The 19,501-nt window shown below is 68.4% G+C and carries 20 protein-coding genes; 11 read left to right on the top strand and 9 right to left on the bottom strand.

All coding sequences use genetic code 11. From position 1 onward, the window contains the following. The first annotated feature begins 44 nt into the window (after positions 1-44). Together JW592_RS13580 and JW592_RS13585 are read left to right on the top strand one after the other, a co-directional pair. Positions 45-407 (top strand): DUF6153 family protein, encoded by a 363-nt coding sequence (locus JW592_RS13580; RefSeq protein ID WP_209265286.1) that lies wholly within the window; start codon positions 45-47, stop codon positions 405-407. Between the two features lie 132 nt (positions 408-539). Beyond that, positions 540-1,199, top strand: coding sequence for a hypothetical protein (locus JW592_RS13585; RefSeq protein WP_209265287.1), 660 nt, complete (start codon positions 540-542; stop codon positions 1,197-1,199). A 211-nt stretch (positions 1,200-1,410) separates the two neighbouring features. Here JW592_RS13585 and JW592_RS13590 read toward each other — a convergent pair whose 3' ends face one another. Then, complete coding sequence (locus JW592_RS13590; RefSeq protein WP_209265288.1) at positions 1,411-2,778, bottom strand: glycoside hydrolase family protein; 1,368 nt, start codon at positions 2,776-2,778, stop codon at positions 1,411-1,413. A 203-nt stretch (positions 2,779-2,981) separates the two neighbouring features. On the opposite strand from JW592_RS13590, the gene JW592_RS13595 reads away from it, so the two are divergent. The 4 genes from JW592_RS13595 to JW592_RS13610 all read left to right on the top strand — a co-directional run bounded on the left by JW592_RS13595 (position 2,982) and on the right by JW592_RS13610 (position 7,396). Beyond that, positions 2,982-4,001 (top strand): LacI family DNA-binding transcriptional regulator, encoded by a 1,020-nt coding sequence (locus JW592_RS13595; protein ID WP_209265289.1) that lies wholly within the window; start codon positions 2,982-2,984, stop codon positions 3,999-4,001. 108 nt (positions 4,002-4,109) lie between these two features. Beyond that, positions 4,110-5,453, top strand: a complete 1,344-nt coding sequence (locus JW592_RS13600) for an ABC transporter substrate-binding protein (RefSeq protein WP_209265290.1) — start codon at positions 4,110-4,112, stop codon at positions 5,451-5,453. 227 nt (positions 5,454-5,680) lie between these two features. Further along, the gene (locus JW592_RS13605; protein ID WP_209265291.1) at positions 5,681-6,550 is read left to right on the top strand and encodes a carbohydrate ABC transporter permease; all 870 of its coding nucleotides are present in this window, start codon (positions 5,681-5,683) and stop codon (positions 6,548-6,550) included. A gap of 3 nt (positions 6,551-6,553) precedes the next feature. Then, positions 6,554-7,396, top strand: a complete 843-nt coding sequence (locus JW592_RS13610) for a carbohydrate ABC transporter permease (RefSeq protein WP_209265292.1) — start codon at positions 6,554-6,556, stop codon at positions 7,394-7,396. A 198-nt stretch (positions 7,397-7,594) separates the two neighbouring features. Here the strand turns inward: JW592_RS13610 and JW592_RS13615 are convergent, their stop codons facing one another. From JW592_RS13615 to JW592_RS13630, 4 genes are all read right to left on the bottom strand, one after another. Further along, on the bottom strand, positions 7,595-8,101 hold the full coding sequence (locus tag JW592_RS13615) for a DinB family protein (RefSeq protein ID WP_209265293.1): 507 nt from the start codon (positions 8,099-8,101) through the stop codon (positions 7,595-7,597). Between the two features lie 59 nt (positions 8,102-8,160). Further along, complete coding sequence (locus JW592_RS13620; RefSeq protein WP_209265294.1) at positions 8,161-8,976, bottom strand: aminoglycoside adenylyltransferase family protein; 816 nt, start codon at positions 8,974-8,976, stop codon at positions 8,161-8,163. 132 nt (positions 8,977-9,108) lie between these two features. Further along, complete coding sequence (locus JW592_RS13625) at positions 9,109-9,858, bottom strand: SDR family oxidoreductase (RefSeq protein WP_209265295.1); 750 nt, start codon at positions 9,856-9,858, stop codon at positions 9,109-9,111. A gap of 105 nt (positions 9,859-9,963) precedes the next feature. After that, the gene (locus JW592_RS13630; protein WP_209265296.1) at positions 9,964-10,713 is read right to left on the bottom strand and encodes an SDR family NAD(P)-dependent oxidoreductase; all 750 of its coding nucleotides are present in this window, start codon (positions 10,711-10,713) and stop codon (positions 9,964-9,966) included. 119 nt (positions 10,714-10,832) lie between these two features. Between JW592_RS13630 and JW592_RS13635 the strand changes: the two genes are divergently transcribed. Further along, positions 10,833-11,432: a TetR/AcrR family transcriptional regulator gene (locus tag JW592_RS13635; protein ID WP_209265297.1), complete on the top strand. Its 600-nt coding sequence runs from the start codon at positions 10,833-10,835 to the stop codon at positions 11,430-11,432. 190 nt (positions 11,433-11,622) lie between these two features. Here JW592_RS13635 and JW592_RS13640 read toward each other — a convergent pair whose 3' ends face one another. Both JW592_RS13640 and JW592_RS13645 read right to left on the bottom strand, forming a co-directional pair. Beyond that, entirely contained in the window at positions 11,623-12,426 is an 804-nt protein-coding gene (locus tag JW592_RS13640) for an MBL fold metallo-hydrolase (protein ID WP_209265298.1), read from the bottom strand. A 352-nt stretch (positions 12,427-12,778) separates the two neighbouring features. Continuing rightward, on the bottom strand, positions 12,779-13,162 hold the full coding sequence (locus tag JW592_RS13645; protein ID WP_209265299.1) for a winged helix-turn-helix transcriptional regulator: 384 nt from the start codon (positions 13,160-13,162) through the stop codon (positions 12,779-12,781). 100 nt (positions 13,163-13,262) lie between these two features. Here JW592_RS13645 and JW592_RS13650 point away from each other — a divergent pair, with 100 nt between their 5' ends. Beyond that, complete coding sequence (locus JW592_RS13650; RefSeq protein ID WP_209265300.1) at positions 13,263-13,664, top strand: RidA family protein; 402 nt, start codon at positions 13,263-13,265, stop codon at positions 13,662-13,664. A 204-nt stretch (positions 13,665-13,868) separates the two neighbouring features. Here JW592_RS13650 and JW592_RS13655 read toward each other — a convergent pair whose 3' ends face one another. Further along, a complete protein-coding gene (locus JW592_RS13655) occupies positions 13,869-15,320 on the bottom strand; it encodes an amidase (RefSeq protein WP_209265301.1) in 1,452 nt (483 codons plus the stop codon). A 130-nt stretch (positions 15,321-15,450) separates the two neighbouring features. Between JW592_RS13655 and JW592_RS13660 the strand changes: the two genes are divergently transcribed. Then, the gene (locus JW592_RS13660) at positions 15,451-16,077 is read left to right on the top strand and encodes a TetR/AcrR family transcriptional regulator (RefSeq protein ID WP_209265302.1); all 627 of its coding nucleotides are present in this window, start codon (positions 15,451-15,453) and stop codon (positions 16,075-16,077) included. A gap of 58 nt (positions 16,078-16,135) precedes the next feature. Here the strand turns inward: JW592_RS13660 and pdxR are convergent, their stop codons facing one another. After that, positions 16,136-17,608 (bottom strand): MocR-like pyridoxine biosynthesis transcription factor PdxR, encoded by a 1,473-nt coding sequence (gene pdxR, locus JW592_RS13665; protein WP_209265303.1) that lies wholly within the window; start codon positions 17,606-17,608, stop codon positions 16,136-16,138. 46 nt (positions 17,609-17,654) lie between these two features. Here pdxR and JW592_RS13670 point away from each other — a divergent pair, with 46 nt between their 5' ends. Both JW592_RS13670 and JW592_RS13675 read left to right on the top strand, forming a co-directional pair. Then, positions 17,655-18,107: a carboxymuconolactone decarboxylase family protein gene (locus JW592_RS13670; protein WP_229375919.1), complete on the top strand. Its 453-nt coding sequence runs from the start codon at positions 17,655-17,657 to the stop codon at positions 18,105-18,107. 96 nt (positions 18,108-18,203) lie between these two features. After that, positions 18,204-19,418 carry an MFS transporter gene (locus tag JW592_RS13675; protein WP_209265304.1) on the top strand — a complete coding sequence of 405 codons (1,215 nt, stop codon included), beginning with the start codon at positions 18,204-18,206 and terminating at the stop codon, positions 19,416-19,418. Positions 19,419-19,501: the final 83 nt, after the last annotated feature.

Consider the following 19,501-nt stretch of genomic DNA (forward strand, 5'->3'; position numbering starts at 1 on the left):
CCCGAGGCGGTATCGCGGAAACACAAGGGGCGGAGGCGTCAGGAATGCCTGGGCGAGTGCGGTTGCACTGGCTGGTGCTGTTCGCCACCTGCGTCCTGGCCGTTGGACACGGGTTCGCGGGAGCGGCCACGCATCTGCCGTACTACCCGGATCACGCCTTGGTCACCCATGCCGCCTCCGAACCGCAGGCGGTCGGCACAGAGCCGCCCAAGGGGCACGACGGGCACGGCGACACCTCCTGCGAAATCATCACGGGCGGGTTCCCGCACCTCCAACCGGACGCGGAGGGCTCCCCCGCCGTCGCGCCGGGTGAGGTGCCCCTCGCCGTACTGCCGCGCGGTGTCGCTGCTGCGTCCCGGGCTCCTCCGAAACCGTCTCTGACCGCTCTGTCGGTGCTGCGGATCTAGAAGACAGCTTCCGCGTGCCGCTGTGCCTGTGCAGCGGCACGCGAACGCATCTTCTGGATTCTTTTACGCAGCACGGACGGAGAGCCATCCATGGGAACAAGGAGAAGAACCGAGACAGGTGTCAGGGCGGAGGTGAGCGCAGGACGCGTCCTCGCGACCTTCGCCTCGCTGGGTGCCGCGGCGATCCACTTCGCTTCGGTCCCGGACCACTACACCGAATGGTGGGCTGCGGGGGTGTTCTTCTGCGCCGTCGGAGCTTTCCAGGCAGGCTGGGCTCTGGCGGCCCTGAGGGCCTGCGGAAAGGTCGCCATGCTGTCGGGCCTCGTCGTCAACGCGGCCGTGATCGCGACCTGGGGGATCAGCCGGACGGCAGGAGTGCCGTTCGGGCCCGGCGCGGGTGTGCCCGAGGGGGTGACCCGGGTTGGCGTCACGGCCACCGCCTTCGAGGTGGCTGTCTGCCTGGTGGCGCTGTGGCGGTTGCGAGGGCGTCCCGCCCGCGGCTTCGCCTCCTCGTTCCAGGCGGTTGCCCTGGCCGGTGCGGCGGGAGCCGTGGTGACCGGTCTGACGATGCCGGCGGTGGAAGGCGCGATGAGCCACGGCCACGGCCACGGCGAGGAGTCGGCGCCGCACGACCACGACGAGGGCAATGCCGACGAGGACGAGGACAGGGAACCGGGGAGAACCGGTTCCGACCCGGAGGAGACTCCCTCCGCCGGCCAGTCGCCCACGTCCGAACCGGCCGAGGACCCCGCGGGCGAGCACGGCCACGACGGCGCACCGCACGAGCACTGAGGTCGAGACGGATTTCAGGACCGCCGGCTGCCACCGGTCCCGTGGGCGCGGGCGGACAGCGTGGACGCGGAAGCTGTGCACGGTCCTCGCCGCTGTTGCGGCGAGGACCGTGGGCTCGACCTCCAGCGAGCGGTGGCGGTGGAGTCGCGCCCTCCTGGACAGCGCTGTGGGCGGTGTGCGGCCATACAGCCGTCGCGTTGCTTGCTGACGGCTACGGGGTCGCCGGGGCGGACGGTTGAGGGTTGCCGGGCCAGACAGCCGAGGCGTCGTCGCGGTGGGGATCGGGCAAGCGGATCTGACGGACGGGGATGGTGCGTTCTCCTGCTGACGTGACGGCCGTCCACGGGGCGGGATGGCCGGAGTAGCTCAGGGTGGAGAGGACGAAGACACCGTCGGCGTAGACCTCGACGTACTCGCCGATGGTCAGGATGCGCAAGGCAGCAGCGGGTTGGTGCAGGACCGCCTGACCGAGCGGAACTCCGTCGGGTCCTGTGACCTCGAGCTCCTTGCCGTCGCAGCCGATCGTCAGGGCTGCGCGGTCGCCGCCCGGAGTGTCCGTGCGCAGGGTGATCTCCACATACCCGGATATGGCCAGTTCCCCGACGGCGTGCAGTGTGGGCTGGTCCGTCTCCGCACCGAGCCAGGAGTCGAGACCGGGCCACCACTCGAGACGGGGCGCTGCGTCCGAGGGGGTGACCAGGAGTTTCGGCTGGGCGAGCATGCCGCGGCAGCGGTCCCCGGAGTCGGTGAGTCCGACGCGGCGGGGGACGGTGTGGAGCACGACGCGGGAACCGTCGGCTGCGCGGATGACGCGGGGTGCGTACGATCCGGAGGGCCCGAGGGGGCCGCGATGGGTCCAGGGGCCGCGGAGGCGGGGGGCGGTCCACGCGTCGAAGCTGCGGGTGGAGCCGACGGAGACGAGCAGCAGCCAGCTGCCGTCGTCGAGGCGTTCGAGGACGGGGCACTCCAGTTCCTCGTCGTCGCCGGGTGAGATGAGGGGCGGGTGGACGGTCCAGTGCTCCAAATCGCCGGAGGTGGCCAGGGCGACGCAGCCGCCGGCCTCGGCCGGGAGGGACGCGTCGCTGGCGCAGAGGACCATCACCCAGCCTTCCGACTCGTCGTCGGGTACGACAAAGGGGTCGCGCCAGCCCATGCGCTCGCCGGTGCGGTACCAACGCGGGTCAGCTTCGACGACGGGCCCGGTGCCGTGGCGGCGCCAGCCGGTGCCGTCGAGGCGGTCGGAGTAGGCGAGGCCGACCGACTGGAGCGGTGAGCCGCCCGCCGTGAGGCCGGCGACGCCGGTGTAGAACATCGCCATTCCGGCACCGTGCCGGAACGGGTGCATGGTCCAGACCGCCTGCTGGTCGAAGCGGCCGGGCAGTCCGTTACCGAAGGCGGTGCCGTGCGGCTGCCAGTGGACCAGGTCGGTGGATGTGGCCCGGCCGTAGGAGGTTTCCATCCGCAGGTGGTCGAACTCGGCTGTCCACGGGCCCTGCAGGTGCAGCACCGCATACGTGCCGTCGTCGTCATGCAGGAGCGCGAAGTCGTTCACGCAGAGGCCGGGTGGGGCGTAACGCATGCACAGGTCCTGTCGCTCACAGCGCCCAAACGTGTGCGCTGACGTTTGATAACGAAGCTGTCTCTTGAGAATCGGCTCAAGTAAATATGAGCGCAAACGCTTGCGCAACCACGGGGCCAGGTTTACGGTCACGTCACTCACAGATCACACCGCCGTGAAACCGCCGAGATCCGCTTTCGATACACGCCCTAGGAGGATGCGCCGTGACGGTCAGCATCATTGACGTCGCCCACGCCGCAGGAGTCTCGGCGTCCACCGTGTCCCGCGCGCTGCGCGGCCGGCCGGGCGTATCGGACCAGGTGCGGGAGCAGATCACGGCCGTCGCCGCCTCGCTGGGCTACACCGCGTCGCGTTCGGCGTCCAGCCTGGCCAGCGGGCGCACCTTCACGATCGGGGTGGTGGTCCCGTATGTGGGCCGCTGGTTCTTCAGCACCGTGCTGGACGCCGCCGAGCAGGTGTTCAGCAAGGCCGGGTACGACGTGCTGCTCTACAACCTCGGCTCGCCGGAGGCGCGCAAACGCTTCTTCACCAAACTGCCGCTGCGCAAGCGTGTGGACGCGGTGCTGTCGCTGCTGATTCCCGAAGAGGAGGAGGTCACCGCGCTGCGCTCACTCGGAGTGCCGCTGACCTCGATCGTCGGGGGGCCGCTTCCCGGCTTCACGGTGGTCGGCATCGACGACCGGGCCGGCGCTGAGAGCGCCGTCCGGCATCTGGTCAACCTCGGCCATCGCAGGATCGGCATGATCTCCGGGAGCAGCGGGCCATTGCACTGGACCACCCCCGTCGACCGGCGGCAGGCGTACCTGGACGTTCTCGCCGATTCCGGGATCGAGCACGATCCCGCCCTGGAAGTGGACGGCGACTACACCGTCAAGGGCGGCGAGCGGGCCATGACCCGGCTGCTGGCCGCGTCCCGTCCGCCGACGGCCGTGTTCGCGCAGTCCGACGAGATGGCGATGGGGGCACTGCGCGCACTGCGGCGGCACAGGCTGAGGGCGCCGGACGACGTGTCCGTCATCGGCTTCGACGACCATGAACTGGCCGACGTGCTCGGACTGACCACCATCGCCCAGCCCGTCGCGGGCCAAGGCGCCGAGGCCGCCGAACTGTTGCTGCGACAGCTCAGCGAGCCGGAGGCCGAGCCACCGGGGCAGGTGCGGATGCCCATTCACCTCGTCCTTCGCGAAACCACCGCCCCGCCCAACCCGCGCCGACCCCAGTAACCCCCTCTCCCCCGCGGCATCCACGGCCCCGCCGCCCCAGCACCTCACACCGGGGACCACATCAGCAGCTCGACCCCTCACCCGCACCCACGCACGGAGGCACCAACCATGTTCACCAGAAACAGAAGGCACCGTCACGCGGTCCGTACGGGCCTGGCCCTCACCCTGCCTGTGGCGGCGCTGGCCGCCTGCGGTGGAGGCGGAAGCACCGACGTCTCCGCGGAGGCCGGCAGCGGCAAGGGCACGATAAGCGTCTGGGCCCATCAGGGCCAGAAGAGCGAGGCCACCGCGATGCAGAACGCGGTGAAGTCCTTCAACTCCTCGCAGAGCAAGATCAAGGCCGAACTGAAGCTGATCCCCGACAAGGACTACACCAAGACGATCACCACCACGGACGCCTCCAAGCTGCCGGATGTCATGGAGTTCGACGGCCCGACCATGGCGAACTTCGTCTACAACAAGAAGCTCGCCCCCATCGACAGCCATGTCTCCGCCAGCACCATGAAGAACGCCACCAGGGCGAACAAGGCCCAGGGCACGATCGGCAAGAAGACGTACGGCCTGGGCATGTACGACTCCGGACTCGGTATCTACGGCAACAAGAAGCTCCTGGACGCAGCGGGCGTGAAGTACCCCAAGGGAGAGTCCGGCAGCTGGACGGCGAAGGAGTTCACCGCCGCACTCAAGGCGCTGAAGGCCAAGGACTCCGACGGCAAGACCCTCGACCTCCAGGAGAACGTAGGCTATGGCAGCGAGTGGGGCACCTACGGCTTCTCACCGATCGTCTGGTCGGCCGGCGGCTCGCTGCTGAAGGACGGAAAGGCGGCCGGCGCCCTCGACAGTCCCGCGGTGGTCGACGCCATGAAGACCTTCCAGTCCTGGAAGCCGTACGTCGATCCCAACACCGACAGCAAGGCGTTCACCAAAGGCCGTGTCGCGCTGAGCTGGGTCGGCCACTGGATGTACCCCGACTACAGCAAGGCCCTCGGCGACGATCTGGTCGTCCTGCCGCTGCCCGACTTCGGCAACGGGACCAAGACCGGCCAGGGCTCGTGGGCCTGGGGCATCGGTGCCGACACCAAGAACGCCAAGGCAGCCGGGGCCTTCCTCGACTACCTGATGAAGGACACCAACGTCACCGCGATGACGAAGGCCAACGGAGCGGTGCCGGCCACCAGGACGGCGCTCGCCAAGAGCCCGCTGTACAAGACCGGCGGACCGCTCGAGCTCTTCGCCGACCACCTCGGAAAGCCGTGTGGTGACACCCGGATCACCGAGTCCTGCGTCGCCGTCACCCGCCCGGTGACCGCCGGATACCCCGTGATCACGTCGAAGTTCAGCGGGGCACTGAACTCCATCTACGGCGGGGCCGACCCCAAGAGCACCTTGGCCAAGGCCGCCCGCGCCATCGACCGGGACTTCTCGGACAACGCCGGCTACAAGATCCCGTAGACCGCAGAACGCATCGGCGGCGGGACGGCGCAGGCGCAGCATGCCCGTCCCGCCGGGAACAGGACCCACCCGTGAATTCCGTGGATTCCGCCCGGCCCACGCTCCCAGACGGGGAGCAGGACCCACCCATCATCTCCGAGAACCCGACACGGCCCGGGCACCCGGTACGAGCCAAGCGCTCGACGCGTTCTGCACGGAAGAACCGCGACTGGGTGCACGGACTGGCGATGTCCGCGCCGGCCGTCGTCGGACTCATCGTCTTCGTCGGTGTGCCGTTCGGCTACGCCGTGGTGCTCTCCTTCTACAACGTGCGGCTCGGCTCGCCGCTGGCGCCGTCGTTCTTCGGCCTGGAGCAGTACCGGCGGCTGTTCACCGACCCCGATCTGTCGGGCCCGTTCCTGCGGGCGCTGCTCAACAACCTGACCTTCGCCGGGGTCGTCGTACCACTGCAGACCGCCCTCGCCCTGGCGCTGGCGATCCTGCTGAACCGCAAGCTGAAAGCCATCGGTCTCTTCCGGTCCTTCTTCTTCATGCCGGTGGTCTTCCCCATGGCGCTGGTTGCCGTGATCTGGCGGCTGATCCTCGCCCGCAGCGATCAGGGCATGCTCAACTCCGCCCTGGACCTGGTGAGTTTCGGCAACTGGGGTGCCTTCAGCTGGCTCGGTGACGCCACCACAGCCATGGCCTCGATCATCGTGCTCTCCGTCTGGCAGGGCGTCGGCTTCCAGATGGTCATTCTTCTCGCCGGGCTCCAGCAGATCCCCAACGAACTCTACGAAGCCGCCCGGCTCGACCGTGCCACGCGCTGGCAGCAGTTCCGCCATGTCACCCTGCCCGGCATCCGTGGCACCCTCGTGTTCGTCGCCATGCTCACCTCGGTGCTGTCCTTCCGGGTCTTCGACCAGGTGTACATCCTCGTCCGCGGCGGCGGCCTCGACGAGGACGCCACTCGCACTGTGATGTACCAGGCGGTCACCACCGCTTTCGACCAGAACAACATCGGCCAGGCTTCGGCGATCACGGTCGTCTTCTTCCTGATCGTCGTCGCCCTGACGCTCGTCCAGCGCCGCGTCGTGCGGCCCGGAAACGAGGACTGACCCATGGCCACGCCCCGCACACAGCTGCGCCGCCTCATGGACTACGCCGTACTCAGCGTACTGGCGTTCGTCTTCACGCTGCCTGTGACCTATCTGTTCCTGGGCAGCCTCAAGCCCTCCGACGAAGTGCTCAACGGCCTGTCCGGTTTCCTCCCCACCCACCTGTCCTTCGACAACTACTTCGCCGTCCTCGACGCCCTCAACTCCGAGAGCACCGGCTATTTCTGGCGCTTCATGGGCGTCTCGCTGCTGCTGGCTTTCGTGGTGGTGACGGGGGGCCTGTTCGTCAACTCGATGGCCGCGTACGGACTGTCACGGCTGAAGTGGCGAGGCCGGGAAGCGGTCATGACCCTCATCCTGCTGCTGATGCTGATCCCGTTCGAGTCGGTGGCCGTCCCGCTGTTCTACATGTTCAACGACCAGCGGAACACGCTGCTCATCCAGGCGCTTCCGTTCATCGCCAACGCCTTCTCCGTCTACCAGTTCCATACGTTCTTCCGCTCGATCCCACCGAGCATCGAGGAAGCGGCCCGCCTCGACGGCGCCGGCCCCTGGCGTACGTTCTTCGCCATCGTCGTCCCGATGAGCAAGCCCGCGTTCGCGTCCGTCGCCATCCTCACCTTCCTCATCCAGTGGGGCTCCTTCCTGTGGCCCGTCCTGATGGTGTCCGACCCCTCGGTCCGCCCCCTCCCGCTGGAGATGAGCGTCTTCCAGGGCCAAGAGCCGCTCGACTGGGGCCAGACCCTCGCCTTCGGCGTACTCCTGGTCCTGCCCGTCCTCGCCGTTTTCGCCTTCTTCCAGCGCTGGTTCGTCCAGGGCGTCGCCAACTCCGCGATAAAGGGGTGAGCGCCGGCGGCAGTTGAAAGCGACTGGACAAGCTCCACACGGGCAACAGCTACGGAGGCCCGGATCCAGACGGGCACAGGCCCCCGGTGATCACAGAGTGCGAAGCTCTGTGATCACCGGGGGCCTCTCCGTTGGGCTGCCATCCTGTCCGGCGTTGCCTCGGTCCGACTCCGGCTCCGCCCGTGATCTGCGCCGGATCTAGTCGCCGGTGGTGCCGTCGAGCATCTCGCGCAGGATGTCCAGGTGCCCGTTGTGGCGGGCCGTCTCCTCGGTGAGGTGGAGGAGGATCCAGCGCAGGTCGACGTGGAGGCCGTTGCGCACGGCTCGCTGGGCCTGCTTGTCCAAGCTGCTCCCGGCGACCAGTTCGCGGTAGTGGGCGCTCTGTTCGGCGTATTCGTCGAGCAGTTGCGTGAGGGGGAAGTCGACGGCGATACGCATCTCGCGGTCGGGGTCCTCCTCGGTCCAGGGACCCTGGTCTTCCTCGCCGAGGAAGACCACTTGGAACCAGTGGTACTCGACCCAGCGAAGGTGGTTGATCACTCCGCTCATGGTCATCAGCGGGGAGCCCGGCAGGAGCGCCTTACGTGCGTTCTCAGCGGAGACGCCATCGCACTTGGCACGGGCGGTGTCACGTGCGTAGTCGAGAAACGTGGTGAGCTGGGTGCGCTCGTCCCACGCGGGCGGTGTGTCGTCGATTCTGGTCATCGCGCGAAGCGTCCCCGATCACCGCGACCGATGTCGAGGCATTTACTGAGTTCGGGCTTTCAGGGTGACGACGACGGTGGGCCGGGATGCGTTTTGCGAGTGCCCCTCACATCCGCAGGGGGAGCGAGCAGTCGGTCGATCTCGCCGAGCACGCGGTCCACGTGCGGACGCACCTGCGCCTGCAATGCATCGCTCCAGCTCTCCTCGGAGTAGTGGCAGTTGAGATAGAGCTGCCTGGCGTGCTCGAGGACGGCGCGGTGCTCGGGCGGGAGCTGGGCGAGGGCCCAGTCGGCGGCGGCGTCCTTCGACTTGATCTGCCCGGTGGCGAGTGTGTTCCAGATGCGGGCGAAGGTCAACAGGACGTTGCGGGTGTCGCTGTCCAGGTCGTCGAGCAGGCTGGGGATACCCGCCACACTCGACCGGACCAGGTCGGCCTGCGGAACCGGGTCGAGGACCTGCGCCGGGCGCGGACCGGTGAGGGAGATGTCGCCGGTCAGCGCCATGGGGATCAGCAGGGCCAGATCGGGCATCGGCTCCGGCTGGGGGACCTCCCCGGCCTCGTACTCGGCGCGCAGCCACTCGCCGTAGAGGAAATCGCCGGTCGGTGGGTACCGCCACGGCTTGACCTCGGACTGGACGACCACGGTGAGCTCGACCGGGCGGACCTCGTTTCGAGAGCCGGAGATCCGCCGTAGTCCACCGAGGAGTGTCCGTCGCTCCTGCTCGTCCATTCGCCGCCGGGAGACAACCAGCACGTCCACGTCGCTGGCCGGCCTGAGTCCACCGAGCACGGAGGATCCGTGGAGGTAGGTGCCGATGACATCTTGGCCCAGCACACCGTCGACCAGACCCACGATCTCCTGAACCTGATTCACTGCACCAGCGTCTCCTGTGATCCGGCCGACTGCACCGCATTATCTGACGTGACTGGTCAGGGAGATGTGGGGAGGTCGAGGGCGAGGCCGGTTCCGAGTGAACAGCCCGCCCCCGTCCTTCTGCAGCACCCTTCAGTAGGCGAGCTCCCCGATGCCGCCATCGACTCGCAGCACGGTGCCAACGGTGTAGGCGGACTCGTCGGAGGCGAGATACACAGCTGCCTTCGCCATCTCGGTGGCGGTCCCCAGCCGATGAAGTGGCACGGTTCGCCGGAGTTCCTCGTAGACGGCGGCTTGCCGCTCCGGGCCGAGCGGTGTGAACGCATTGGTGACGGTCGGCCCGGGGCTCAGTCCGTTGACGCGAACGCCCCGCTCTTTGAGCTCGTGGGTCAGCCCGCGGGCATAGGACAGCAGCCCCGCCTTGGCGGCGCCGTACACCGTCGCGTTCTCGTGTCCGACGAAAGCGGAGACCGAACCGACGAGGATGACCGAGGATTGCTGCGAGAAGAGCGGCAACAGGGCCTTGATCAGGAAGAACGGCGCTTTGAGGTTGGTTGCGAGGAGCCTGTCGAATGCCTCCTCGGTCCATTCCTCGATCGGGAGATGGGTGATGTCGGCGGCGTTGCTCATCAGGATGTCGAGCTTCGGCCATTCCGCCTGGAGTCGCGCTGCGAGCGCCGCCTGGCCGGGTACGTCGCCGGCGTCGCTGAGGACGGGCAGCAGTGGCCCGTCCAATTGCCGGGCCGCCTCGTCCAGTCTTTCCTGCGAGCGGCCGGTGATCGCGACGGATGCTCCTTCGGCGAGGAATTCGCGGGCGGTCTCCAGTCCTATGCCGCTCGTCCCTCCTGTGATCAGTGCGTACTTTCCCTCGAGACGACCCATGATTCTCTTTCCTTCACTCGGCGCCATGGCGCGTGAATCGGCAGCGATGACGGGCTGTCCCCGTCAGCAACGGCACTGTCCGGCGGCAGCGGTGGCGGCCGCGGCTCAGATCGCGGTTCGGCCGCCGTCGGCGGGCATGACAGCACCGGTCACATAACTGGCTCGGTCACCGGCGAGAAAGGCGACCACGCGCGCTACTTCGGCCGGGTCGGCGGTGCGCTTCAGCGCGGTGGTCAGGCCCATGCCACCCATGTCGGGGCCCAGCGCCGCGATCACCTTCGAGGTGCGCATCGGACCGGGAGCGACAGCGTTGACCCGCACGTTCGACGATGCGAACTCTGCCGCCCAAGTGCGGGTCAGCGATTCGAGCGCGGCCTTGGTGGCGCCGTACACGGCCATTCCCGGCATGCCGAGACCGGCCGCGGTGGAGCTGACGTTGACGATGCTGCCGCCGCCGTTGGCGGCCATCTTCGGCGCGAGCAGCGCGGTGAGCAGGAACGGCGCACGCACGTTGACCGCGAAGGCGGCGTCGTAGCCCGCGAGGTCCTGCTCGGTGGTCGGAGCGAACGTCATGACGCTCGCGTTGTTGATCAATATGTCCACAGCTCCGGCGTCCGCGGCCAGCTGCTGCACGGCTGCTGTGTCGGTCACGTCGGCCGTGACGAAACGCACCGTCGCGGTGGACTCGCCCCCGGCCGTGCGGAGGTCCTCGACGACCTGGGCTCCGCGCTCCGGATCGGTGCCGGTGAGGATCAGGTCGGCTCCCCCGGCGGCCAGCACTCGGGCCGTCACATGTCCGAGCCCGCCGATCGCGCCGGATCCGGTGATGAGTGCTGCCTTTCCCGCAAAGTCCATTGCTTCGCCCTTCGCGACCGGCATGCAGCCGGCCGACTTCTGTGCAGTCGTTCCAAAAGTAATGCGAGAGAAGCTATGACTTCTTGAACGCCCTGTCAAGAAGTTGTAGTGTCGGACACGTGGCACGAACCGGACGCCCCCGCGGATTCGACAAGGACCAGACGCTGACGCGGGCACTTGAACTGTTCTGGTCCCGGGGATACGGGTCGACATCGATCCAGGACCTGGTCGACGCGCTGGCCGTGGAACGCGGCAGCCTCTACGGAACGTTCGGTGACAAGCGCCGTTTCTATCTCGACGCCGTCAGGCTCTACTGGGAGGTGTACGAGCGACACCTGATCGCCGCGCTCGACACCACCCCACTCCTGCCGGCGCTGCGCGAGATCCTGACCCACCCGGCACGCCTGGACGAACTGATCTCCGACGTGGGGGTACCGCAGGGCTGCCTGGTCGGCAACACCACCGCGGAACTCGTCCCCCACGACAGCGAAGCCACACAAGTCGTCACCCGCTCATACCGCCGGTTCACGGAGATCCTCACCGACGCGCTGCGCCGCGCACAGACCGCCGGCGAAGTCACCGACGCCGCCCGCCCCGAGGACCAGGCCCAGCTACTGCTCTACGTCGTCCAGGGCCTCTCGCTCGTATCGCGGGCAGGTCTCGACAGGACAGCGGCCCTGGCCGCGATCGACACCGCGATCGACGCACTGCGGGCCTGACCGAAAGCCGTACCGGCGTACCGGCCCAGCGGTCGGCCGCCGCAGGCCGACAAGGGCGTCAAGGACGACAACGGGATGCCACGGGAACGGGGCCGTCACGGTCCGCCACCAGCCGAGGTGCCGGATCAGCCGGCCGATGGTCATCCGAGCGGCTGCGCACCCTCGCGGAATGACCCGCCGGCCGGGTGGGTCAGCGGGTGATGAACGGTTCGGTCAGGTGCGGGGTCGCGAGGTGGAGGGTGTCGGCGGCCCTGCTACCGAGGACCTGTTCTCTTGAGGCTCGCGCCTGCTCGACGTCCATCTCGTGGGCGTAGGCGAGTTCGGGGTGGAGCAGCTGGATCGCGTGCACGAGCAGGTCACCGGTGACGGTGACGAGTTCGCGCCCGGAGGTGACGAGCACGCTCTGGTGGCCGGGCGTGTGACCGGGCGTGGCGAACGCGCGCTCGCCGTTGCGCAGCGGGGTGTCGCCGTCGAGGAGCCGTAGCTGATCGGTCTTCCGGAGCGGGTCGATGAGAGTGGCCCGCAGCTGCGGGTTGACCTCGTCGATCGCGTCGAGTTCGGCCTGCTGCAACAGGTATGCGGCGTTCGGGAAGAACGGCCGCGACTGCTCGCCACCGACGACGGCCCAGCCCACGTGGTCGGTATGGAGGTGCGTGAGCACCACGGTGTCCACGTCGGATGGTTCGATACCCGCGGCGGCCAGCGACGCCGGGAGCACCCCAGGCACGGGCGCCCACGAGGCCGCCGGGCTGTCGGCCGGGCCGATCCCCGCGTCTACCAGCGTCACACCCTGGTCGCTGCGGATCGCGAACGCGCGGAACTGGAGCCGCCAACGCCCGTCGGCGTCCAGCGCGCCGGGATCGAGCCGGTCGGCCGCCGCCCACTGCTCGGCAGTCGCGCCGGGGAACGCCTCCGACCTGGGAGAGAAAAAAGGGCCCGCACCGTCGGCGAGCGCGATCACGGTGTACGGACCGACCTGAAGGGAAGGGGGCACCCCACAGATGGTGCCACCGGCGGGCCACCCACGATCAGGCGGGTCGCCCCGAGCCGACTCCGGGCCGAGAGCGCCTCGCAGCACACCGGCTCGGGCATCGGCCGCTTCCCTCTCCATGACGCCTCATTGAGCTTTTGCCAATCCTGGTTTGGGCAGTCGGCGAGTCGTTTCCGCATCACCGGGGAGAGGAAGAAGTTGGGGCCGTTCCAGCCGAACTGCGTCGCGAAACCACGGTTGACCCACCACGGGATGGCTCGGTAGCCGATCGGGCGAAGCGCGGACCACAGGGGTAGCCACCAACGTGAGAGCGAGAAGGAGTCGCGCAGGGCGCGAGGGTGTCGCTGCGTGTTCGTCAGGCGTCGAAGCGGTCGCGTGCACTCTCGATGTGGCCGAGGTGCTGGTGCGTCCAGCCGCATATGGCGTCGACCACGGTGCGCAAGGCCCGGCCCGGCTCGGTGAGGGTGTATTCGACCCGCGGCGGCACGGTGGGGTGCACCTTCCGATCGACCAGGCCATTGCGTTCGAGCATGCGCAGGTTCTGGGTGAGCATCTTGTGGCTGACGCCCTCGACCTCGTTCCGCAGCTCACTGAAGCGCAGGGTGCGCTCGCCGAGTGTCTCGATGATCAGAAGCGCCCATTTGTTGGCGACGTCCGAGAAGATCTCCCGCGCCAGGGAGTCTGCGCGCCGCAGGTCAGCGTCCTCGGGCAGGCCCTTGAGCTGTTGCTTGGTCACCATTGGGTTCCTCAGTCACCGAAAAGTGCGTTCTTCCAGGTCAACCGTCACTCTCCTACAGTTCCCGAGTAACTACAAGAGAGCGACCGGAAGGGCGAGCACCGTGGCCACCATCGATTCCTTCAACTACGGCGTGCCGGCCGAGAGCGACTTCGGCTACTCACAGGCGATCAAGTCGGGCGAGCTGATCCACGTCTCTGGACAGCTCTCGTTCGACGAGGCAGGCGAGTTCCTCTACGCGGGCGACTTCGCCGCCCAGCTCAAGCAGACCTACGTCAACATGGACAGGGTTCTGAACCACTATGGCGCCACCCGGAACCAGATCGTCTCGCAGACCCTGTACCTGGTGAACCTTCAACAGCATGCCGCGCCGACGATGGAGGGCAACCTGAAGTACTTCGGGGGCCATCGCCCGGCCAGCACGGTCGTGGGCATCACTGAACTGACCATGCCCGGCCAGCTCATCGAAATCAGCTTCATCATCGACACGAAGCTGCCCGCCTGAGGTCTCTTCCTCGCATCTTCCCCAGCCGGTGGGGCCACGTTCGTGGAGCAGTCGCAGTGACCGTTCCACGAACGCTCCCATGACCTCTCGCTACCTGGCCGACTGCGGCGCGATCTGCAGCTCCGGGGCGCCGGAACGAGGCCGTGGAGAAGGCGAACGTAACGGCCTTCGTGATTCGGCTCCCGGCTCGACGAGGAGCGTTCCTCAGCGGCCCGTGCGGTTCCCTGCCCACACCGCGGGGATACGACCCGACCATGGGCTTGCCTGTTCGAGTTGGCCGGCGAGGCGGAAGAGGCGGCTTTCGAGGCCGTATCCGGCGGCGAACTGCATACCGATCGGCAGCCCCGTCTCGGTGTCGGCCGTCACCGGCACGGACATGGCGGGCGTGCCGGCCATGTTGAACGGCATGGTGAACGGCGAGCGGTCGAAGACGCGGTCGATCCAGCCGAGGCCGTCCAGCTCTTCTTCGCTCTCGGCACAGGTGCCGACTGGTGCGGGAAGCTCCGGGAGAGTCGGAGTGAGCAGTAGGTCGTGGGCGTCGAAGTACTGTGCCAGTCTCCGGGCGACCCGGTTGCGGATGGTGAAAGCGGTGGCGAACTGGGCGCCACTCACCCGCTGCCCGTAGTGGTACCCGGCAAGGGTTATCGGTTCAAGGGTTGAGGAGTCGATGGGCCGGTCGAAGGCGGTGGCCAACTCGTCGACCGTGGATGCGAGGTTCGTTGTGAACAGACGCGCGTTGGCCAGGACGTACTCATCCCAGTCGGCCCCGAGGTCGACCTCGGCCTCCTCCACCTGGTGGCCGAGCGATTCGAGCAGCCGCACGGTGCGAGAGAGCGCGTCGGCCACCGGTGCGGTGGTGCGGCGTCCGCCCCACGCCTGGGTGAGGACGCCGATCCGCAGCGCGCCCGGATGGCGGGTTACCTCCTCCGCGTACGGCCGGGACGGCTGCTGGGCGAAGTAGGGGTCACCCGGTTCCGGGCCGCGGATCTGGTCGAGCAGGGCCGCACTGTCGCGTACGGTGCGGCTGACGCTGCCGTGCACGGCCAGGCCGCTGAAGACCTCATCGAAGTCGGGGCCCATGGAGACCCGGCCACGGGTGGGCTTCAACCCGAAGAGGCCGTTACAGGCGGCGGGGATACGGAGCGAGCCGGCGGCGTCGGTGCCGTGTGCGATCGGAACGACCCCGGCAGCGACAGCCGCGCCCGCGCCCCCGCTGGATCCCCCCGCACTCCGCTCCAGGTCCCACGGGTTGCGGGTCGCGCCGTACAGCACCGGTTCCGTCGTGATGCTGTAAGCCATCTCCGGTGTCGCGGTACGCCCGAACGTCACGAGGCCCGCGCGGCGGAAGCGCAGCATCAGGGACGAGTCGGCGCGTGCGACGTTGCCGGCCGCAAGGCGGCTGCCCAGCTCCATGCGCCGCCCGGCCATGGAGACTCCGATGTCTTTGATCAGGAAGGGGACGCCGGTCAGCGGCGCACCGCTGGGGTTGGGCTCGTCGTCGGTCGGCCATGTCTCCACGATGGCGTTGATCTGCGGATTGACCGCCTGCACGGCCTCGCGTGCGGCTGCTTGCAGTTCGGCGGGGGTCACCTCGCCTTTGGCCGCCAGTTCCGCGAGACCGACCGCGTCGAAGTCCACGTACTCGGTAACTCTCACTCTCACTCCCAGCGGATAGAACGATACTGCTGAGTCCCTGACGATACCAATCGGTATCATGTGGAACTGCTTGGTATCGTAGGAGCGGTGGGACAACCCCGCACCCCCGACCGGACGTCACGGAGCAGGCATGGCATCTACCACCAGGAGGCCGAGCAGGGTGGCGAAACTGCCGCCTCGTGAGCGCATCCTCGACGCGGCGGAAGAGCTCTTCCAAAGCGAGGGAATCCGGCGAGTGGGCGTCCAGGCGATCGCCGAGAGGGCCGACACCACCAAGATGGCGATCTACCGGCACTTCGAGACCAAGGACGCGCTGGTCGCGGAGTGGCTGCGGATCGTCGCCGCCGACTATCAGGCGGCCTTCGACCGGGTCCAGACGGAACACCCCGGCCGGCCCAGGGAGCAGATCCTGGGCCTGGCCCGCTTCATCGCCGAGGGGTTGCCGTCCATCTCGCACCGGGGCTGCCCGTTCATCAACTCCCTCGCCGAACTGCCGGACCGTTCCCATCCCGCACGGCAAGTGATCGAGAAGCACAAGGCCCACCAGACCCGCAGACTGGTCGGCATGTGTGCCGAGGCCGGCTTGCCCGACCCCGAGCAGGCCGCGGCCGAGATCACCTTCGTGCTCGAAGGGGCGCAGGTCAGCACGCAGAACGGAAGCATCGATCAAACGGGGGACCGCCTGATGAGAATCGTCGAGGGCATCGTGGATCGGCACCACTCCCCCGTCGGCGCATCCCGGCCGACCACCGGCTGACAGCCTCGAATCCGCGTCCCGAGTACCGAGAACCCGGCGTGATCGCGTTCGCCCATGTTCACGGGAACGCTGTGCATCGGTCGTCCAGCGGCGGGCCGGGCAGAGCCAGACTCAGCGCGTCCAGTGCGGCCGTGAAGGCGTGGTCTGGTGGGGTGCCGTATCCGATGACCAGGCCGTCGCGGGGTGGCATCGTGCTGTCGGGGTGGCGGTAGGGATGCAGCCCGTCGAGGGCGAGGCCGTGGCGACGGGCCGCGCGCAGGGCCGCCTCCTCGGTGTTCTCCGGCAGTTCGAGGACGGCGTGCAGTCCTGCCGCGATGCCGCTGACCTCGATGTGCGGGGCGGTTGCGGCGAGTGTGCTCACCAGCAGGTCGCGGCGGCGCTGGTAGTGCTGCCGCATGCGGCGCAGGTGACGGTCGTACGCTCCACAGGCGATGAAGTCGGCGAGGGTGAGCTGATCGACGACGCCCGACCACATTTCCCGAGGTCCCTTGGCTGCGAGGATGTCGTCGACGAGCCATCCCGGCAGCACCATCCAGCCGAGCCGCAGTGCTGGTGACAGGCTCTTGCTGGTCGAGCCGATGTAGACGACCCGGTCGGGATCGAGGCCCTGCACCGCGCCGACTGGCTGCCGGTCGTAGCGGAACTCGCCGTCGTAGTCGTCCTCCACGAGCAGTCCGCCGGAGGAGCGGGCCCAGTCGATGACCGCCGCCCGGCGTTCGGGGTGGAGCGGTCCGCCAGTGGGGAACTGGTGGGCGGGCGTGAGCAGCACGGCTCCGGCGCCGGTGTCCGGAAGTTCGTCGACGCGTGCCCCGTACGAGTCGACCGTCAGCGGAACGGAGCGCAGACCTGCCTTGCCGATGATGCTCCGGTGGAAGTCCAGTCCGTACGACTCCACCGCGACTGGACCTTTCAGCACGCTGCTCAGCAGTTCCAGCCCGTGGGCGAAGCCGGAGCAGATCACGATCCGGTCCGGTGCGGCGCGTACACCCCTGGCGCGTGCCAGGTACTCCGTGAGGGTGCCGCGCAACTCCGTCCTGCCGCGCGGATCGCCCACGCTGAAGGCGTCGTTGGGTGCTGCTGCGACGGCTCTGCGGGCTGATGAGAGCCAGGCGGAGCGTGGGAAGGCGGCCGCATCGGGCGAGCTGGGCATCAGGTCGTGGAGGATGCGCCGTCGGGCCGGCCGGCGAGGACGGCGCGCCTGGTCGGGCGGGAGTGGCGAGGCACGCCGGGCAACCCGGGTGCCGGAGCCCTGGCGGGCGGTGAGCCAGCCCTCCTCGACGAGTTCGGCGTAGGCGCCGGCGACGGTGTTGCGAGCGATGCCGAGGTCGCTCGCGAGGCTCCGATAGGGCGGCAGGCGGGTGCCCGGAGCGAGTCGACCGGACCGAATGGCCTCCCGCAGGGCGTGCATGAGCCGACTCCGCAGGCTGCCCTCTCCTGAGAGGGGCAGGTGGAGGTCGGTTCCTGCGGCCTGCCCCGGCAAGGTGCCTTCGTCGGCTGACCGACCTCGAGGATTGACCCACGTTTCTGCCATGGAAATGCACCATATCCTGGGTCGCTTTCGCTCCTACGGTCGTCACATGCCAACCTTCCAGGTGCCTCAGCGCATGAACTTCACCACCGTCGCCCCCAAGGTCTTCAAGGCCGTCCTCGCCCTCGACGCCGCAGCTCGTGAGGGGATCGACCCCGTCCTGCTGGAGCTGGTGCAGATCCGCGCCTCCCAGATCAACCGGTGCGCGTACTGCATCGACTACCACACCTCCGACGCCCGCAAGGGCGGGGAGACGGAGGAGCGGATCCACCAGCTGCCCGCCTGGGAGGAGTCGAGCCTGTACTCCCCGAAGGAGCGGGCCGCCCTGGCGCTGGCCGAGGCCGTCACCCGCCTGCCCGACGGCGTGCCGGACGAGGTCTACGACGAGGCTGCCCAGCACTTCGGCGAAAGGGAATTGGCCCAGCTGATCGCATTGATCTTCACCGTCAACGCCTGGAACCGCATGAACGTCACCACCCGAAAGACCCCGGGCACCGAGTAACAGACAGCCCACTCACTCCGCGGGCGGTGGCCAAGTCCTCGGTCCACCGCCCGTGGCATGCCGTGGACCCTCTACGCAAGAAGGGCTGATGGAGGCGTGACGTCCGTCGACACACGTGTCTCCGCCGCCAGAGAGCCGTCCCCCACCAGGGGCTGGCTCGCCGTCCTGGCGGTGACGCTGGGCATCTTCGCCCTGATGACCTCCGAACTGCTGCCCGTGGGCCTGCTCACCCCGATCGGCTCCGCCCTGGACGTGTCCGAGGGCACCGCGAGTCTGATGGTGACCGTGCCCGGCCTGGTCGCCGCCGTCTCGGCACCCCTGGTCACCGTGGCCACGGGACACATCGACCGCCGGCTCGTCCTGGCGGTCCTGATCGGGCTGGTGGGTGCGGCCAACCTCGCGTCCGCTTTCGCGACCAGCTTCGCGATCGTGCTGACCGCTCGCTTCCTGATCGGCATCAGTGTCGGTGGCTTCTGGTCCCTGGCCGGCAGCATCGCGCTGCGGCTGGTGCCGGAGAAGCACGTCTCCCGGGCCACCGCTGTCATCTTCGGCGGCGTCGAGACCGCTTCCGTCCTGGGCGTGCCCACCGGAACATTCATCGGCGACCTCAGCGGCTGGCGCACCGCGTTCGCCGCCGTCGGCGTCCTCGGCCTGGTCTCCCTCACCTGCATGGTCTGCCTCATGCCGAAGCTGCCGGCGGAGCATACGATCGGTTTCGCGGACGTGCCGAAGGTCTTCAAGGGCAACGCGGGCATACGGGCCGGCATCGCCATGACCTTCCTGGTCGTCACCGGGCACTTCGTGGCCTACACGTTCGTCCGGCCGATCCTGCAGGACGACGGGGTCGCCGACAGCATGATCGGCACGCTGCTGCTGGCGTTCGGCCTCGCCGGCATCTGCGGCAACTTCATCGCCGGGGCGCTCGTCGCGAAGCGGCTCCGGCAGACCGTCGTGGGCATCTCCGTGGTCCTCACTCTGGCCATGATGCTCCTCGTGTCCGTCGGCAACTCCGCCCTCACCGCAGGTGCCGTCCTGGTCCTGTGGGGTCTGGGGTACGGAGCGGTGCCGGTCACCTTCCAGACCTGGATTCTCGACGCCGCACCGGACGCCACCGAAGCCGCCTCCTCGCTGTACGTCTCCACGTTCAACCTCTCCATCGCGTTCGGCGCACTGTTCGGCGGCCTGGCCGTCGACAGACTGACCGTTACCAGCGTGCTGTGGTTCGGCGCCGCCCTCGCCGCCGTCACGCTGCTCGTCGTAGGCGCGGCCCGCCGCGGCGGGTCGCCCCATGCGCCGAGCCACCTCGGGTGACGGGTGGCCACCTGCCTGGTGCTCAGGCTTTCGCAGGGGCTGGGACGGGCCGACTGGAGAGTATGGCCCAGCGTGCCGTCGTC

The sequence above is a fragment of the Streptomyces spirodelae genome, assembly GCF_017676385.1.
Classification (GTDB): domain Bacteria; phylum Actinomycetota; class Actinomycetes; order Streptomycetales; family Streptomycetaceae; genus Streptomyces; species Streptomyces spirodelae.

Coding starts and splice junctions, on each gene's coding strand:
- JW592_RS13580 (WP_209265286.1), top strand. CDS start 45: ATGCCTGGGCGAGTGCGGTTGCACTGGCTGGTGCTGTTCGCCACCTGC.
- JW592_RS13590 (WP_209265288.1), bottom strand. CDS start 2,778: ATGCGTTACGCCCCACCCGGCCTCTGCGTGAACGACTTCGCGCTCCTG.
- JW592_RS13600 (WP_209265290.1), top strand. CDS start 4,110: ATGTTCACCAGAAACAGAAGGCACCGTCACGCGGTCCGTACGGGCCTG.
- JW592_RS13605 (WP_209265291.1), top strand. CDS start 5,681: ATGTCCGCGCCGGCCGTCGTCGGACTCATCGTCTTCGTCGGTGTGCCG.
- JW592_RS13610 (WP_209265292.1), top strand. CDS start 6,554: ATGGCCACGCCCCGCACACAGCTGCGCCGCCTCATGGACTACGCCGTA.
- JW592_RS13615 (WP_209265293.1), bottom strand. CDS start 8,101: ATGACCAGAATCGACGACACACCGCCCGCGTGGGACGAGCGCACCCAG.
- JW592_RS13625 (WP_209265295.1), bottom strand. CDS start 9,858: ATGGGTCGTCTCGAGGGAAAGTACGCACTGATCACAGGAGGGACGAGC.
- JW592_RS13630 (WP_209265296.1), bottom strand. CDS start 10,713: ATGGACTTTGCGGGAAAGGCAGCACTCATCACCGGATCCGGCGCGATC.
- JW592_RS13645 (WP_209265299.1), bottom strand. CDS start 13,162: ATGGTGACCAAGCAACAGCTCAAGGGCCTGCCCGAGGACGCTGACCTG.
- JW592_RS13660 (WP_209265302.1), top strand. CDS start 15,451: ATGGCATCTACCACCAGGAGGCCGAGCAGGGTGGCGAAACTGCCGCCT.
- pdxR (WP_209265303.1), bottom strand. CDS start 17,608: ATGGCAGAAACGTGGGTCAATCCTCGAGGTCGGTCAGCCGACGAAGGC.
- JW592_RS13670 (WP_229375919.1), top strand. CDS start 17,655: ATGCCAACCTTCCAGGTGCCTCAGCGCATGAACTTCACCACCGTCGCC.